The organism is Paenibacillus etheri (assembly GCF_001012825.1).
Classification (GTDB): Bacteria; Bacillota; Bacilli; order Paenibacillales; family Paenibacillaceae; genus Paenibacillus_AQ; species Paenibacillus_AQ etheri.
Map to the genome: position 1 here is coordinate 503050 of NZ_LCZJ02000019.1, position 16055 is coordinate 519104.

Genomic DNA, 16055 nt, shown 5'->3' on the forward strand with positions numbered 1-16055 from the left:
GTTCCTCCTGATGTGCACTCTTATGTTGTTTATAATATTTTTTTGAAACTATACTCCATTTCTCCAGCCATAGCTTCTGGTGTATCACCAGTTACTCTGTAATCATGTGTATAAATTTGTTCGAACGTTCCAAAGTTCACTTGTTTATAAAATTCAAAACAAGGAAATCCATCATGTGCTCCTTGCATATTGACAGTACCATCCTTTTGAATATGAACTTTTAAAAGATAGTCAACTGGAGGTGCAAATGCATTTAATGGATTGCTAGCACTTGCACTCATTTGAAACCTAACGTCTTCAGAACCCCACACAATATCAGTACATAAAATACCTTCTGTAGTAGCTTTTCCTGTTTTTTTATTAACAGAACCATCTGGAGTAGTGACTCTTTCTGTTGTAATACCAGTATTTGCATATGTGAAAATATCTTTTTTGTAAAAATCCACAACTACTTCTTGTTCCACTCTGGAGCGCATAGCGTTGACAGCATAGGGTGTGAATTCACGTGAGTCACCTTCAAAATGGATTACGTTTCCTGTTTCTTCATCCTTCCTAGGATCAGTCCACGGTGTTGGAATAAATACACTTGCTCTAACTTTAACAATATTAGTCATGAGAACCCTCCATAATTTATTAATTCTGTTTCAGTGATTCCTGTTTCTTTCACAACAGAAAATATAGTCAACTTGATTGACTACTTTTTGCATAGTACAATGTATTTCGTACAAAGTCAACTAAGTTGACTTTATTTAAGGAGGTTTTATGTATGACTCAGGAAGTATTTAGTGAATTGGATCTGACAACACTTTTATCATTATCCTTTAGTACATCAATTAATGAACTACATGATAGATTGCGTGAATTAGGATTTGCAGATATTAGACCTGTACATGGTTTTATGTTTAAGTGTATTGCTCCAAACGGAGCAACAGGTATAGAATTAGCCGAATATTTAGGAATTACGAAGCAAGCTGTAAGTAAAATGGTAGATTATCTTGAGAAAAGTGGTTATGTAATTCGCGAAAATCATCCCACTGACAAGAGAGGAAAAATCATTGTTTTGACTGAGCGAGGTTGGTTAGCAGTGAAAGCAAAAGAGGAAATACTAACTGAGATTGAGCAACGTTGGATTGAAATCATAGGAACTGAACGACTGCAAATGCTCAAAGATGATTTAACAACACTTATATATAAAGCAAATGAAGATAAATCTACTATGAGATCAAGACCTGTCTGGTAAGTGTATGGTGAAGATTTGGTATTTGCTCTGGGAAATTACTACTCTAAATACCCTTTGACTAAGCCCAGCGGCAATGGCTTGGGCTGCTCGCAGCTGGTTAACAGTTGAGCATATTGCTTAGAGTCGGAACTTGTATGGAATGCATGTATGAACTCAAGTACGTGATTGGCGAGTTCTCCGTTTGCACGAGGAGTCTCCCCCGTGTCGATGCAATGTGCCATATCTGCTACTCCTATGCCTCTACTATTATCTGCATAATTATAGATAAGTGGGATCTCTTGGAATTCCGAGCTGTGTGCCGGGCGTAAAAGGATCGGCCCTCCAAAGTTGTTAGGGTCCGGTACGATCAAGGTTCCGTGCGATCCGTAGATTTCGATCCTCGGTAAAGTACTGTGCCAAATATCAAAGCTGGTAATCATGGTTGCCACAGCGCCACTGTCAAACTCAATCGTTCCAGCAACATGTGTGGGCACCTCTACATCAATGACTTTGCCAAACTTTTTGTCGCTCGTGATCGTTCTATGAGCAAAGGAGGTTTTAGTGATGCCGCATACTGTTTTAGCTGGGCCTAGCAAAGATACTAACGCGGTTAGATAGTAGGGTCCCATGTCAAACATGGGTCCTCCACCGGCTTTATAATAAAATTCTGGATGCCAGCTTTCATGTCCATGACAAAGCATAAAGGCAGTTGCTGCCACCGGTTCCCCGATATAACCATCCGCAATCAGCTTACTGCAGGTTTGCAGGCAGCCTCCGAGGAAAGTATCTGGTGCGCAGCCAAGGAACAGGTTTTTTCCCTTGCCAGACGAACTAGCTCAGTGCCATTTTCAAGGGAAAGGGATAAGGGCTTCTCCACATACACATGCTTGTCAGCTAGCAAGGCTTGCTTGCACACGTCAAAATGAAAATTAGGCGTTGTTAGATTAACGACTATTTCAATCTCTTCCGAAGCAAGTAATTGTTCTGTCGTCCATACATGAGGAACGCCATATTTCTCCGCCGCTTGCTCTGCACGACCTTTATCCAGGTCGGAACAAGCATAAACCTCAGTATTAACGAAAGTCCCGTTCAAATTTTCAAAATAAATGCTGCTGATGTTTCCGCAGCCGACTATACCTACCTTCACTTTGCGCAAGATCATTCCCACCTTATCTCAGTTTTAGTTAGCCGCCCACAAAAAGCCTTTTCGCATCAGTTCCTTGGCTTCCGGAATATCGAAAACATCTGCATGATGGCCAAGTGAATTATAGAAAACCTTCCCTTTTCCCCATTTCTTCGTATATACAACAGGCATCGTGATGACACCATTTGCTGAATGCTCACCCTCACTCATTACAAACGTAGTTGTTGCCAAGACATCCACTGCAGGATCTACATGTAAATAATATTGTTCCGATTTCACCTTGAAGTCTTGGATGCCCTCCACAATAGGACTGGAGCCAGAATGTACGATATTAACTTCGTACTCTACCCCATCGTTAAATGGATGTGCTACCCATTCTGACCCGGTCAAAAATTGCCACTCTGTATTGTTACGGAAAGAGTCGCACATCCCTCCATGACAACCGGCAATTCCTACTCCAGAAGCTACTGCCTTCAGAACTGAGGATACCTGATCATTAATGCTTTCTTCGTCATCCTGCAATCTCCTTTTCCTTTATATATGTAATCAACCTTTCGTCCATCTGATGAAATTGTAATCCAGATCAGAGAGGTGTGCTCGCCATTTCACTTGTAGGAATGGTCATTTTTTGCTAAGTTTTAGAGGTGAACCAAAAATTCAAACCACATGAACAGGAGATCTCATGAAAGCCTTTCACGAAAATAGAACTTACCATTCGACTTTCCCCTTCACTGTAATAATGTCTAATGATATTGATTTTCTAGCCCACTGGCATAACGATCTTGAGATAGTCTATGTATTTGAAGGTTCAATTCGGATGGGAATTAACTCCGAAACGAGGATCTTGAAAGCGGGAGATATGGCTATATGCAGCAGCGGAGACATCCACTACTATGACAGTAAAGACTGCAGCTCCAAGATAATGATGGTGATATTCAATCCTTCGTTAATCGGTTTTCCTGGTGGATGGCCTTTGAATGTGAGGCTGACTTCCCCATTTATGGAGAAACGAATAGCTACACGAGAAGAAGAAGTCCGTATCAACAACCGTCTTTCTCTGATCCTGCAGGAACTTATGGACGAATATAATCAGAAGCTGGAATATCATGAACAGGTAATCATTGGCCTTTTGCACGAGTGGAGCGGACTCATTTTACGGCATGTTCCCTTAGATAAGATTAATCCACAGAAAGATAAAAGGCGCATCACTAACATGAAGATTATGCAAGGGGTTCTTGAATACCTCGACGTCAACTACATGCATCCCATCACACTTGCTGACGCCGCAAGGCAAGCCAATATGAGCCTCTTTTATTTCTCCCGATTCTTCAAGAGTCTTTCGGGTATGAGCTATATTGCATACCTTAGCAACATCCGAGTCAACCAAGCAGAACAGCTGCTGCTGACCACAGACAAATCCATTTTAGATATCGCACTGGAATGCGGTTTCACTAATATCCGTACCTTTAACAGAGTATTTAAACAGATTAAACAACGGACTCCAAGTGAATTACGTTAAAAGATACATGGTCCGTTATCTTATTAAGCAAACAAAAAAACGATGATCTTTTGGTTTAGATCATCGGCTTTATTTTAATATTCGAATGCACAAAGACGGCGAGGCATGTATTAACCGATAATCATACCTGCAATAGCAGCGCTTAAACAATAGCGAAGCTTCCCTAGTCCTCATTACTGAGCCCCAACTATTGAATGTGGAACATAACCGTTAAATTTTGCCTCCGTGAACATTATCTTTTTTAACTCGGCAGTTGATTCCTTAGTTAGCGTGTAGCCTGTGCTCGTTTCGTTCACATTCATTAACATGCCTTGCTCGCTAGTTTCGTTAATCCATAAATGAAAGGCATATTTATTATTATCTGAAATTAGAACGATATCGTAGTTAGGAGTTGCGGTATTTAACTCTCCTGGTATTTGAACAGCGTTTTTGATGGCGCGGACAAAAATTTCAATGGTTTCATGATCTGTATATTCATCCTTTATGTTAGCATTCACTGAACCATGTGCTACAGCGTTCGCTATTGTGATTCGCTTGATGTCCTCGTCGATTTTTAGATTATCTGTTTCTGCTTGTTGATCATTTGGTTGAAATAAGTTAAGTAAAACTACTTTTTCTGTTTCTGGCAATTTGTAATGCCCATTTTGTGCTGATTTAGTAAAAAGACCATTCTCGCCCATAATCCAGAATGAGAACTTTTCATTTTCTTTATTCTTCAATTCAACAGTAGCTTCATAATCAGGTGCTGCAATATCAAGCTTGGCGCTGTCATACTCAGCAGTATGTATAGCTTCAGTGAAAAGTTCTATTACGTTGTTGTCTGTTATGGTCATTGATTCACCGCTATCGTTCTGGACTGTAATGGAATTAACAGAACTTAGATCGATCTGCGTTTGAATCGCTTTATCCTTATTCCCTGTATTGACACATCCAACAAATATCACTGAAATGACTGTTAAAAGGGCTAGTAAATTTATCTTTTTCATATAGGCTCCCCCCTTCGTATTCTCTCTTCTCTAACGCCAAATAGAGGATAAAGTTGCAAAAAATGAGATTTATGTCCTATTAAAAAACAGCTAATTAGGTCGGAACTAGCCTGTAGCAATTGGATCAGATTCTTGTCCTATGCTAAGTTAAATGGTTTGTAGCGATAAAAAAAGCCACCGTACAGGCCTGTTCTCCTGTATGGCAGCTTCACTTTATCTCAAAGTTTGGATGAACTATTTAATCTTTATCACTACCGTGTTCAGACCCGATACCCCTTTAAAAAATTTACAGCTTGGCGGATATCTTCCTCTGGATTAGTACCTACTTCCCGTTCAATGGTCAGGAATCCTGTATAACCGATGTCGTTCAACGCTTGCAGATAATTGTTCCAGTCGACAGAACCTGCTCCAAGTGGAACTTCACGGAACGCCGAGCCGGTCTCGGCCATTTCAGCGATCTTCTCATGGTCTAATGCTGGTGCTTCATAACCATATTGACCGTAAACATCGCGCGGATCGATATCGGCAAGTTTGAGGCCATCTTTAGCATGGGTGTGTACAATGTAGTCTTTTAGTGTATGAACACCTTGCACGGGATCATCACCAGTCACCATCACCATATTGGCCGGATCAAAATTAACAGAAACCCCTCTGGAACCCAAACCGTCGAGGAATGTCTTCAGACGCGCAGCGGGTTCCGGCCCAGTCTCAATCGCAAAGTAAGAATTCATCTCATGCGCGTATCTGCTGAGTTCCTCACATGCGATGTGCATGGTTTCATAAATTTTACTGGTGTGGTCAGAGGGAACAATACCGATATGTGTAGTGACTATATCTGTACCTAGCTCCTTGGCCAGCTCCATAATGCGTTTAGACTTTTCGATTTTGGCACGGTTCTGTGCAGGGTCCTGAAAGCCATGTCCGCCTAAATCTCCAACGAGGGCAGAGATTTCAAGACCCAGTGAAGCGATGTAATCCTTCCATTCACGGCGGGCTGACGGAGAAAGATTAGCGGGATCAAATTCACCTTGCACCGCATAAATCTGAACTCCATCTGCCCCTGCTTCTTTTGCTTTGCGCAATCCCTCTTTCACTCCGACCTGAAAACTATCTACGATAACGCCGATTTTGTTAGTGATAATTGGTTTAACCATGGCAATAATCCTCCTTTAGAATGAATTAGATTTGATTCCAAACCCGCTTGATGTATTGGAGCCCAATTTTTGTCCCCTTACGGCACTCTTCCATTCCCTCAAATTCTACAGAGATAAATCCGTCGTAACCGCTTTCCTTAACGGTTCGAATTACACTCGGCATGTCGATGTCTCCTTGACCAACGATGGCACCCCTCAACCAGTTCCCACCAGAGGACTGGAACCAGCCTTCGCCAGGCTGGCGATCCTGCGGACGAATATAGAAATCTTTGAAATGCACCATCGAAGCAAGCTTGATGTTGTTAGTTACAGCTATAAGTGGGTTCTCATCTGCACACAGGAAGTTCCCAATATCGAGTGTTGTACGAAAGTTGTCTCTTCCTACGGCGTGAACCAATGCCTGTACACGATCGCTGTGCTGAATAAAGTATCCATGATTCTCCACACTAGTCGTAATGCCCAAACCTGCGGCATAATCGGCAATTTCTCGGCAGGCTTCAGCCAAACGTGGAAGCTCTTTCAAAAAATGCGTGATTGATAGATCGTTTGACGAGGCTACATCATGCCGCATCCGCTGAATACCTAATGCCGCACAGACGTCTACTTCCCGCTTTACCCGCTCGACTTCCCGCTGCATTTCCGCTGACTCCAGCCCGGCAAAATTCGCCCCGATAGCATAATTGGACAACTCTAGACCACGACCCGCTGCCGTTCGTACAATCTGATCAATTAGCTCAGGATTTTCAACCAAATTGATACCCAAGGGTACAATCTCCGCATGTTCTGCGCCCAGATCGGCGATCGTCTCAATGACACCTTCAAGCGTGAGCTCACCCGTCGAAAAAGCTGAATGCAGACTGTAAGTGCTGATTCCTAACTTCATAGTTTCACCTCTTCACCTTTGGCAGCGGATTCATAGATCGCACCGAGTATTTTCATGATTGTAACGCCGTCTTGCACAGGACTAATCGGTGTAGAGCCGGTGCTGATGTTGTTCGCAAAATGATTAATTTCATTCTGGAATGCGCTGTTGAACTCAAACCCCTTATTATCGGTCTGCGGATAAGTATTAACGATCGTATCCGCCTGTTCTTTGACGATGACTATCTCAGGATCAATTTCAAAACCACCTTTGTCACCGTACAGGCGCACCGAGCGCTCGTCTTCCTTAGAATGCAGTGTAAAGCTAACATCGACCATCAGCGAAGCTCCATTCTCAAAACGAATTAGTGCATTTGCTAAATCTTCCACCGTATTGTTCGCTGCATCGTAATCAGCCGCTTTATAGAAAGAAAGATTCTTGATATTAGAACGATTTCCGAGCTTCCGGTAGGTATTGGCACTTACCGATACTGGGTTCGGACGGCCCATCAAATACCAGCATAGATCGATCACATGGACGCCGATATCTATCAGTGGTCCGCCGCCGGAGCGTTCAATATCACTGAACCAGCCTCCGGGATTGCCGAGTCTCCGGAACGTCGTCGCCTTCGCATAGTAGATTTCGCCGAATTCTCCTTGTTCCACCAATGTCTGAAGTAGCTGGGCATTGGAGTCATAACGTCGTACAAAGCCTACTTGCAAAGTTTTGCCGCTCTTTTCCACTGCCTGCTGAACCTGAAGCGCTTCTTCAACCGTGCGGCAAAGCGGCTTTTCCACAAGTACATGCTTGCCTGCTTCAAGCGCCGCGATGCTGATCTCAGCATGAGAGTTGTTCCATGTGCAGATGCTGACTGCATCTATTTCGGAATTAGCCAGTAATTCACGATAATCCGTGTATACTTTTTCCACGTTATACTCAGTAGCAACAGCTCGTGCACGCTCTTCATTCAGGTCACATACCGCATATATGGTTGTCTGCGGATTATTCCGATAAGCACTTAAGTGCATGCCGGAGATAGAGCCGGTTCCTATTACGCCAATTTTGATCATATCCATCAACACTCTCTCCTTTATTTTGCATAGGTTATGATTCGTATTATAATGATTTCAAGCCTAAACACCATGCAGAGCCTTGCGGTTTCATTTGTACAATTGTGCTATAGGAGGTGCAAACAATAAATGTTGGACTATGATAAACATCTGCAGGAACCCATGGACATGCCGGATCCCGAGTTTCCGATCAAAGTACATACCCAGCGCTTCAACCAAGAGGGAGTTTTGTTGTTCCCACATCATTGGCATGAGCATCTTGAATTTCTGTTTATTGAGAGCGGTGAGGCTGTTTTTGAATGCGGACGAACACCGATCAACGTACGGGCTGGTGATTTAGTTGCTGTGAACAGCAACGAGCTGCATTATGGGGTGAGCGCTTCTTCTGATTTATTGTATTATGCGATTATTGCAGATACTTCTTTGCTGCATAGTGCAGTAAGCGACGCTGCCGAGACCAAGTTCATCGCCCCGATTCAGCAGAACCAGCTGCTGTTACGTAATCATATCCGTGGGGATCAGCACATTACAGACTGTGCGCTGGCGATTATTCGGGAACTGGAACTTCGCGAATTTGGATATGAGCTGGCCGTCAAGTCCGAGCTATATCGCCTGCTAACGCTGCTATTGCGCAGACATCTCGTCACCGTACTTTCACAGGCTGAGCAAGAAAGACGTATTCAGACCGTTGAACGCTTCGCACCTGTTTTACGTTATATCGATACCCATTACCAGGAGCCGATACAAGTTGACGAACTTGCGGCACTAACAGGGCTAAGCCGCTTCCATTTCAGTCGCCTCTTCAAGGAATTAACTGGGCATACGATATCGGAATATATAAATGCAGTCCGTTTAGACCGTGCAGATTATTTGCTAAGGCATACTCAGCTAACGGTTTCTGAAATCGCTACCACTACTGGCTTCAACGATATCTACTATTTCAGCCGGACTTTCAAAAAGCATAGAAAAGTAACCCCTAGCAGTGTGAGAGGGTTCTAGTTAGGGTGAACAAAGGACTGCCTCTTGGCAGTCCTTTGCTATTTATGGGATCATTTTCTGTAGTTAAACTGTCATTGCCATACAAGCTTTCCCTTTCTTATTTTTGCCGCATAGATGATTTGGCCTGTATGATAATGTACTTCTCTTACCATCGCTATCATGAGATTAAGAGCGGTAGTCTCGTTATTTACTTGGCTATATGTAAGTGGTGGTAAATTAAGAAAGGGTTGTGCCATCAGTAACTCCGGGTTAGATTGTAGCCGTTCAAGATATTGAATGAGAATATCAAAAGCATCCCTGGTCATGGTTATGGCTTGTTCTTTTGTCATTTCTAGCCCTCGTTCAAACTCCCTCTCTCTATCTCTTGTATCAGGAATATCTAAAAGAATGGTTTCAATTCGAGAGTGCACTGCCCCGCTAATGTGAGCAACTAAATTTGCAATACTGTTACTTTCCACGGTTGGGGACCAAGTAATATCCTCTGGGTTACATTGCTCAAGTGCTTGGAGCGTCCATTTCTTTTCAGATCTAAATTTAACTAACATACTTTCAATTAACTCCATGGCGATATCCATCGCTAACCTCCTATTAATATAACCTGTGTATAATTTTACCAATATTATCTTCTCTGTCAAATGAAATCTAGTCCCAATGATATTCTTATGCCATAATATTTTGTTACATTCTTATCCAAGCTCCTGGAGAATTATTTAGAAAACGGAGATACAAAACGAAACCTAAAAAATGGATTATTTTATTAATTGCATAAAAGAAACTATCTTCCATCTTATGGGTATAATTAACATAACAAATATAAAGGAGTAGATTTCATTGAGAAAACTAATTAGACTGACATTATTAGTACTTTGCATAATGATTTTACCGGGAACAATGATTTATGCCGCTTCGAACCCATCAGAAGTTTCACTATATTTCAATAATGTGGTACAAAAACAGGCAGCAATATTGTCCGGGGGGGACATTCTCTTACCTGCTGAACAGCTTTCTAAAAGTTTGTTTGCTTTAATCTCTTTGGATGAGACAAGTAAAACGGTTCGAATTTACAAGCCAAATGTGAACATGGTATTGCTTGATAACAATGGAGAAATCTTCGGTAAGGTAAAAAGCCCTGCCCGTTTTGCATTTTCTACTTTATTACAAGTGGATCATTTAAAAACAGAAATTTCAGATATAAAACTTACGATCACTGATCCTGCAGATAAAACAGAAACCATAGATAATCAACAGATTAAGAAAAGTGAAGAGAACTTTTGGTTCAAAACCAACGAGTTTACTTATTCCTTTAATACAAAAGGTACCTATACTATTCAAGTGTATTTTAAAGACGTAGATTCAAAAACATGGTATCCTGTCTCTGAAATCGATGTATTCGGCATATAAATTCCGATCGTTGAATTTTCGTTTCCTCACTTCTTATTATTCTTAATCACTTCATTAAAACGGTCAGGAAAATTGGTATGAACCCCGTCTACGCCCCAAACCACGGCTTTGTCCATATTGACTTGATAATTCACTGTATATGGAAATACCTTTAGTCCAGAATTTTTCACCTGTGCGACATAGGACGAATTTATTCTTTGAAAGTTAGGGCTAATACCAACCGCATAAGTTTTCACCCGATTGATATAAGATTCTGGTATTTTATAAACCGGGATATTATACCAAACAATTTGATAAAGAGGGATCTCCGGGTTAATGGAATGAAGCCTACGTAAACTCGCCTCACTAAATGAATGTATGGAAACATGATCCGACAGCTTATATTTTTCAATTTGTTCGTTTAATATGGTTTCAATATTCGGATTCAAAGCGGGATCCTTAATCTCAATCATATAGTCCACTTCTTTTTCAAACCTTTCAAATACCTCTTCTAAAGTCGGAATACGTAATCCATCATATTTATCTCTAGCAAACATGGGATACTGTTCGTTAAACCATGAGCCAGCGTCTAATTTCGAAAGCTCCTCTAAGGTAAAATTCTTAACATAACCCGTTCCATTTGTCGTGCGATTAATAGTTTCATCATGAATAACTACAGGAACACGATCCTTAGTTAACTGAATGTCTAACTCGATATAATCGGTGTCCATATTAATAGCTAGTTCGAATGCAGGTATAGTATTCTCAGGAGCATAACCCGATGCACCGCGATGCGCAATCGTATATACTTTGTCCGCAGGATCGAGAATTTCCTTCACTTTAGTACGAATCCACGGAGAATAGGCATACATTGAGGTACACAATAAGATCAACAAAAATATGTGAATAAATACAAAGTACATTTTAGAATTTTGAATCCTTTGCATAAAGCTTCCCTCTTCTTTTCAAAAAGATTATTGTATATTACTTGATGTCTAATTTGCCAAAAAAATAACCCATAACGCCTTTTTTTCATATTCTAAATGAAAACGAAAAAAGGTGGATAAAGATGACCGAAATACAAATAGCTGCAGTGGGAGACCTTATGGTCAAACGTTACATTATTTCAGATGCTAAACAATCGGACGGAACCTATTCGTTCACTCCCCTGTTCGCAAAAGTAGCTCCTTATCTGAGACAGGCGGATCTAACCATTGGTAATCTCGAAACAACCTTTGCCGGAAACGGACGAGAATGCCGAAAAAGTCTGCGATCTGGAGGTCCAATATTCAAGTGTCCAGACGAATTAGCCCCGGCACTAAAAGAAGCAGGATTCGATGTATTAGTGACAGCAAACAATCATTGTATGGATTATGGTGCCTCGGGGCTGCTTCGGACATTGCGAGTACTGGACCGTAGTGCAATCGATCATACCGGTACATCAAGGTCTGTAAAAGAATCCAAGACTACTCTTATCAAAAACGTTAATGGGATCACAATTGGAATCCTCTCCTACACTGCAGGAACCAATAGAATTCCCGTACCTAGTAATCAGCCATGGTTAGTCAATCGGATAGAAACCCATAAAATCCTTAGAGAAATACGAAATTTAAAAAAGAAAGTCGATCTAGTCTTACTTTATATGCATTTTGGAAGCGAATATCAGTACACGCCAAACAAGCGGCAAAAGCAGCTGGTAAACCTCTTTTTAAAAAATGGCGCAAACATCATTCTGGGATCTCACCCTCATGTGCTTCAACCCTTAGCCGTTCGTGGAAAGAAGCAATTTGTTAGTTACTCGCTCGGTAATTTTGTTTCGACTAAGCTTAAGAATAATCCGTATACACAAAGCGGAATCATCCTTACGCTCACAATCAAAAAGGACAATAGTGGTAAAACGAGTATAACGAACATAGATTACATCCCGACTTGCGTCGATAGAAGGGTAGCAAACAGTGGCAGGAAAATTTCAGAGATCATTCCCATCCGTGATGCATTAAAGAGCACTGTTTTAAAAACGGAGCGGCGAAATCTCTTAAATCGTATGTTGAAGCATACAACAGGTATCTTAAAGCGGCAATAAAGGCATCAATTCTACCTCATTCATCAACAAGTTTCTTTACTTATTTTCATAACAAATGCCATAGAAATGTTAAAGAAGTAACCTCTCCCTTTAAAAATCTGATGATATAGTTATTATAGAACTCATTTTCATAACATTGAAAGGATCCTTATTAATATGGCAGCTCAAATAAAAAGGCAGTTGAATGATGGTCCGAAAATTAGAAAAGAAAAAGAAATTGTTGGAAAAATGATTCGTGTGTACTGTAAGAAAAAACATCATCAAAAAGTCTTATGTGAGGAATGTCAGGACTTAAATGAATACGCAGGTAAAAGACTATCTCTCTGCCCATTCGGGGAAGATAAAACAGCATGTGCAAAGTGTCCTATCCATTGTTACAAAAAGGAGTATCGGTTAAGAATTAAAGATGTTATGCGTTTCTCAGGTCCATGGATGTTATTATATCACCCAGTTGAGTCCATTAGGCATATCCCTCTACCTGGTAAGTTAAGAAAGTAGCATATAAATAAAACAGCAACAGTCTATGACTGCTGCTGTTTGGGATGAGTGTCCGGTGGGGTGAAGCTTACTCGAACTTATTTCATCGCTTTTACTAGCTCTGTGAAAATAACCCCAAGCGCGTACGCTCCCGCATCCGGATAACCTATGCTGCGTTCTCCTACAGTGCCTGCTCTTCCCATACGTGCGACGATATCTGAAGTCTTCTGAGCACCGAGAACAGCTGCTTCTGCTGCTTTTGATGCTGCCAGCTTAATATCTTCGCCCTGCTCGGCGCTTTGTGTCCAGGCATCCGCAAAAGGTACAAGGGCATCAATTAATGTCTTGTCGCCAACGACAGCACCTCTCCCAAAAGATCTTTCACCCGTATCCTGAATCCCTTTGACAACGGCCTGCATCATATTGGCGAAATCCTGTATGGACAACTCTTGCTTCTGCTGCGCGGACTTACTCGCTGCGCGGAAGCCCGATCCCCAGATCGGTCCAGATGCTCCACCACAATGCTCCATAATGATCAACGAACATGCATCAAGGAAGTCACCGATATTGCTGAGATGATGAGCTAGGATATCTTCCCACTCTACTTTTAGCTGCTTGAAGCCTTTGGCTACGCTCATCCCAAAATCGCCATCTCCGGCGTGGGCGTCTAGATCGCAGAACGGCACCTCATTCTCGATAATGACCTCGCTCATTTGGTCGATTAAATATACGATATTTTGCAAGGAGAACTGGTTGTTCTTAATTACCGCTGCTTCAGCATTCGTATTATTCTTGAAGGATACCGTGCTGTCTGCTTTCTCTTCCTCGATGATCTCGGTATAGTTCACGGGCTCAAATGAACCTTTAACCGACAATGCCGGTGTATCGCACGGAGCAGATAACCATTTCTTCAGCGTCTCATCCAGCTTCATAATCGACACTGATGCACCTGCCATATCTATGCTGGTCATATAGTTGCCGACAAATACTTTAAACACTCGCTTATTCTTGGCAGTCAATTCACGAATCACAGAATTATTTAACAAATAGAGCTCCTGCAGTGGTGTTCCACCAAATCCATTAATCAAAACAGCAACTTCTTGCTGCGACTCATCGTTAATCTGCAAGTTACTCAGCAAGGACGTAACCATTCGCTGCGCCAGTTCATCCGCTGACACGGATTTTTCCCGGCGTATTCCAGGTTCACCGTGAATTCCGACACCGTATTCCATCTCATCCTCTTCGATATGAAAAGTTGGGGTTCCTTTGGCAGGAACGGTGCAAGAAGTAAAGGCGAAACCGATGGTACGAACATGGTCAATCGCATGCTGCGCTGCTTCTTTTACTTCCGTGAGGGACAGTCCTGCTTCTGCCGCAGCCCCGGCCACTTTATGAACGAGGACTGTTCCGGCAACCCCTCTTTTCCCTACCGTATAGAGACTGTCTTCAACGGCAATGTCATCGTCTACCTTAACATATTCCACTTGAATGCCGTCTTCACTTGCGAGATGAGCGGCATTTTTAAAGTTCATGATGTCGCCGCTGTAGTTCTTAATAATAAGTAACGTGCCCTTTTGGCTCGCAGAACGACGGATCGCTTGATAGACCTGAATCTGAGATGGAGAAGCGAACACATCCCCGCACACAGCTGCATCCAGCATACCGCTACCTACAAACCCGGCATGAGCCGGTTCGTGGCCACTTCCACCCCCGCTAATAAGCGTTACTTTATCGGTGTTGATCTCTTTTTTAGAAATCACTTTAAATTTTTCATTGAAATCCAGTTCAGGATGCGCCAAGACAAGTCCATTGCACATTTCCCGGACTAGCGTTTCCGGTTTGTTCATAATTTTCTTCATCTTAAAGCTCCTTACTTAATTTGTATTGACGGCCTAATTGGTCGGCAGCCATAATTGCTGATGCAACCGCTTCTTCCGTAATTGGGAACGGCATGGAATGAATCGATTCCTCAGCTATACAAGCTTTTTTAGCAACCTCAAGAAGTTCTTCGTAAGTGACTTGCTCCACTCCAATATCCGCAAGGCACACTGGAAGACCAATTGAGAGACAGAAATCCAATACTTCTCTTAATTCGGTACGGTCAGCATTTTCAAGCACCAATTGAGCAATTGTACTGAAGGCCACCTTCTCACCATGATAATAATGATGTGTTCCCTCTAAAGCAGTTAATCCATTATGGATCGCATGAATCGCAGCCAAACCTCCACTTTCGAAGCCTAGTCCGGATAACAAAATATTCGTTTCAATAATATTCTCCAAGGCTGGGGTTACGATATTCAGATCGCAGGCCTGCTTCGCCTTGAACCCATTTTCAAGCAACGTGTCATAGCATAGTCTGGCAAGACCAAGTGCCGTTATGGTTCCCTTAGCTTCCCCACAAACACCTTCACGAACCCCGCAAGGTAATCCTGCATTAACATTGGAATAAGAATTTGCTGTAGCTCTTGCTTCGAAATAAGTGGATAGTGCATCTCCCATCCCAGCAACAAGAAACCTTGTAGGTGCTTTAGCAATCACTGTTGTATCAATCATGACTACACTCGGGCTTTGCTTGAAATAAGCATAATCATCGAATTCACCTTCTGGAGTATAGAGGACCGCGGAGTGACTAGTCGGTGCATCAGTGGCTGCAATTGTAGGAACGATAATCAGCGCTTCTCCTTCTGCTACGCATTTTGCCGTATCAATCGCCTTACCTCCACCCAAACCAATTGTACATGCACATTGATGTTCCTTGGCTAGAGCCTGTAATCTTGCAACCTCTTGTCTTGAGCATTCCCCATGAAAGCCGCTTTCAACAAGCGTTATATTAAATTTCAGTTTAGTTGACTCCAATTTATCCTTCACACGTGTAACATCATCTGGATGTGCAATGAGCAGTGCAGAATCACCGAATGTTTTTACAAAATAACCTAAATTCAAAAGCTCATTCTCACCTTGCACATATTTCGTCGGACTGATAAACGCTCTTCTCATTTTCATTCCTCCTAGGTTGTATATAGTTATTATTATAGATTGCTCTATTTCAGTATGCATGAAACAATAAGGTCTAAATAAAGCGTTTTCTTATCATGTTTTTTTGTCTTCTCTTAAAGAAATTGTATTATCTTGTCCTTTAGTACAAAAATTCGCTATAATGTA

15 protein-coding genes and 2 pseudogenes are annotated in these 16055 nt (G+C 41.9%); 6 read left to right on the forward strand and 11 right to left on the reverse strand.

Going from position 1 to position 16055, the window contains the following annotated elements:
* Positions 1-29 precede the first annotated feature (29 nt).
* Entirely contained in the window at positions 30-614 is a 585-nt protein-coding gene (locus UQ64_RS11770) for a DUF3238 domain-containing protein (protein ID WP_060623645.1), read from the reverse strand.
* A gap of 152 nt (positions 615-766) precedes the next feature.
* Here UQ64_RS11770 and UQ64_RS11775 point away from each other — a divergent pair, with 152 nt between their 5' ends.
* Positions 767-1240 carry a MarR family winged helix-turn-helix transcriptional regulator gene (locus UQ64_RS11775; protein WP_060623646.1) on the forward strand — a complete coding sequence of 158 codons (474 nt, stop codon included), beginning with the start codon at positions 767-769 and terminating at the stop codon, positions 1238-1240.
* 38 nt (positions 1241-1278) lie between these two features.
* On the opposite strand, the pseudogene UQ64_RS11780 reads toward UQ64_RS11775, so the two are convergent.
* Both UQ64_RS11780 and UQ64_RS11785 read right to left on the reverse strand, forming a co-directional pair.
* Positions 1279-2375, reverse strand: a pseudogene (locus UQ64_RS11780) (Gfo/Idh/MocA family protein).
* A gap of 24 nt (positions 2376-2399) precedes the next feature.
* Positions 2400-2858 (reverse strand): annotated as a pseudogene (locus tag UQ64_RS11785) (ThuA domain-containing protein); the annotation flags it as partial.
* Between the two features lie 244 nt (positions 2859-3102).
* On the opposite strand from UQ64_RS11785, the gene UQ64_RS11790 reads away from it, so the two are divergent.
* Positions 3103-3882, forward strand: a complete 780-nt coding sequence (locus UQ64_RS11790) for an AraC family transcriptional regulator (RefSeq protein WP_209445765.1) — start codon at positions 3103-3105, stop codon at positions 3880-3882.
* A 173-nt stretch (positions 3883-4055) separates the two neighbouring features.
* On the opposite strand, the gene UQ64_RS11795 is transcribed toward UQ64_RS11790, so the two are convergent.
* The 4 genes from UQ64_RS11795 to UQ64_RS11810 form a co-directional block, all read right to left on the reverse strand.
* Complete coding sequence (locus tag UQ64_RS11795) at positions 4056-4868, reverse strand: YhfM domain-containing protein (protein WP_060623648.1); 813 nt, start codon at positions 4866-4868, stop codon at positions 4056-4058.
* 260 nt (positions 4869-5128) lie between these two features.
* The gene (locus UQ64_RS11800; protein ID WP_060623649.1) at positions 5129-6022 is read right to left on the reverse strand and encodes a sugar phosphate isomerase/epimerase family protein; all 894 of its coding nucleotides are present in this window, start codon (positions 6020-6022) and stop codon (positions 5129-5131) included.
* Between the two features lie 25 nt (positions 6023-6047).
* Complete coding sequence (locus UQ64_RS11805; RefSeq protein WP_060623650.1) at positions 6048-6905, reverse strand: sugar phosphate isomerase/epimerase family protein; 858 nt, start codon at positions 6903-6905, stop codon at positions 6048-6050.
* Entirely contained in the window at positions 6902-7960 is a 1059-nt protein-coding gene (locus UQ64_RS11810) for a Gfo/Idh/MocA family protein (RefSeq protein ID WP_060623651.1), read from the reverse strand. The genes UQ64_RS11805 and UQ64_RS11810 overlap by 4 nt, the downstream gene beginning before the upstream one ends.
* Before the next feature lie 123 nt (positions 7961-8083).
* On the opposite strand from UQ64_RS11810, the gene UQ64_RS11815 reads away from it, so the two are divergent.
* Positions 8084-8953, forward strand: coding sequence for an AraC family transcriptional regulator (locus tag UQ64_RS11815; RefSeq protein WP_060623652.1), 870 nt, complete (start codon positions 8084-8086; stop codon positions 8951-8953).
* 71 nt (positions 8954-9024) lie between these two features.
* Here UQ64_RS11815 and UQ64_RS11820 read toward each other — a convergent pair whose 3' ends face one another.
* Positions 9025-9528 (reverse strand): DUF1572 family protein, encoded by a 504-nt coding sequence (locus tag UQ64_RS11820; protein ID WP_060623653.1) that lies wholly within the window; start codon positions 9526-9528, stop codon positions 9025-9027.
* A gap of 256 nt (positions 9529-9784) precedes the next feature.
* Between UQ64_RS11820 and UQ64_RS11825 the strand changes: the two genes are divergently transcribed.
* Positions 9785-10354 carry a hypothetical protein gene (locus tag UQ64_RS11825; RefSeq protein WP_060623654.1) on the forward strand — a complete coding sequence of 190 codons (570 nt, stop codon included), beginning with the start codon at positions 9785-9787 and terminating at the stop codon, positions 10352-10354.
* A 26-nt stretch (positions 10355-10380) separates the two neighbouring features.
* Here UQ64_RS11825 and UQ64_RS11830 read toward each other — a convergent pair whose 3' ends face one another.
* Complete coding sequence (locus tag UQ64_RS11830; RefSeq protein ID WP_060623655.1) at positions 10381-11280, reverse strand: glycerophosphodiester phosphodiesterase; 900 nt, start codon at positions 11278-11280, stop codon at positions 10381-10383.
* Between the two features lie 122 nt (positions 11281-11402).
* Between UQ64_RS11830 and UQ64_RS11835 the strand changes: the two genes are divergently transcribed.
* Complete coding sequence (locus UQ64_RS11835; protein WP_060623656.1) at positions 11403-12416, forward strand: CapA family protein; 1014 nt, start codon at positions 11403-11405, stop codon at positions 12414-12416.
* A 156-nt stretch (positions 12417-12572) separates the two neighbouring features.
* Positions 12573-12914, forward strand: coding sequence for a nitrous oxide-stimulated promoter family protein (locus UQ64_RS11840; protein WP_060623657.1), 342 nt, complete (start codon positions 12573-12575; stop codon positions 12912-12914).
* Between the two features lie 77 nt (positions 12915-12991).
* On the opposite strand, the gene dhaK is transcribed toward UQ64_RS11840, so the two are convergent.
* Both dhaK and UQ64_RS11850 read right to left on the reverse strand, forming a co-directional pair.
* The gene (dhaK, locus tag UQ64_RS30025) at positions 12992-14752 is read right to left on the reverse strand and encodes a dihydroxyacetone kinase subunit DhaK (protein ID WP_082651087.1); all 1761 of its coding nucleotides are present in this window, start codon (positions 14750-14752) and stop codon (positions 12992-12994) included.
* Between the two features lies 1 nt (position 14753).
* Complete coding sequence (locus UQ64_RS11850; protein ID WP_060623658.1) at positions 14754-15890, reverse strand: glycerol dehydrogenase; 1137 nt, start codon at positions 15888-15890, stop codon at positions 14754-14756.
* Between the last annotated feature and the right edge of the window lie 165 nt (positions 15891-16055).

Coding starts and splice junctions, on each gene's coding strand:
- dhaK (WP_082651087.1), bottom strand. CDS start 14,752: ATGAAGAAAATTATGAACAAACCGGAAACGCTAGTCCGGGAAATGTGC.
- UQ64_RS11835 (WP_060623656.1), top strand. CDS start 11,403: ATGACCGAAATACAAATAGCTGCAGTGGGAGACCTTATGGTCAAACGT.
- UQ64_RS11770 (WP_060623645.1), bottom strand. CDS start 614: ATGACTAATATTGTTAAAGTTAGAGCAAGTGTATTTATTCCAACACCG.
- UQ64_RS11820 (WP_060623653.1), bottom strand. CDS start 9,528: ATGGATATCGCCATGGAGTTAATTGAAAGTATGTTAGTTAAATTTAGA.
- UQ64_RS11850 (WP_060623658.1), bottom strand. CDS start 15,890: ATGAGAAGAGCGTTTATCAGTCCGACGAAATATGTGCAAGGTGAGAAT.
- UQ64_RS11795 (WP_060623648.1), bottom strand. CDS start 4,868: ATGAAAAAGATAAATTTACTAGCCCTTTTAACAGTCATTTCAGTGATA.
- UQ64_RS11805 (WP_060623650.1), bottom strand. CDS start 6,905: ATGAAGTTAGGAATCAGCACTTACAGTCTGCATTCAGCTTTTTCGACG.
- UQ64_RS11800 (WP_060623649.1), bottom strand. CDS start 6,022: ATGGTTAAACCAATTATCACTAACAAAATCGGCGTTATCGTAGATAGT.
- UQ64_RS11830 (WP_060623655.1), bottom strand. CDS start 11,280: ATGCAAAGGATTCAAAATTCTAAAATGTACTTTGTATTTATTCACATA.
- UQ64_RS11840 (WP_060623657.1), top strand. CDS start 12,573: ATGGCAGCTCAAATAAAAAGGCAGTTGAATGATGGTCCGAAAATTAGA.
- UQ64_RS11815 (WP_060623652.1), top strand. CDS start 8,084: ATGTTGGACTATGATAAACATCTGCAGGAACCCATGGACATGCCGGAT.
- UQ64_RS11775 (WP_060623646.1), top strand. CDS start 767: ATGACTCAGGAAGTATTTAGTGAATTGGATCTGACAACACTTTTATCA.
- UQ64_RS11790 (WP_209445765.1), top strand. CDS start 3,103: ATGTCTAATGATATTGATTTTCTAGCCCACTGGCATAACGATCTTGAG.
- UQ64_RS11810 (WP_060623651.1), bottom strand. CDS start 7,960: ATGGATATGATCAAAATTGGCGTAATAGGAACCGGCTCTATCTCCGGC.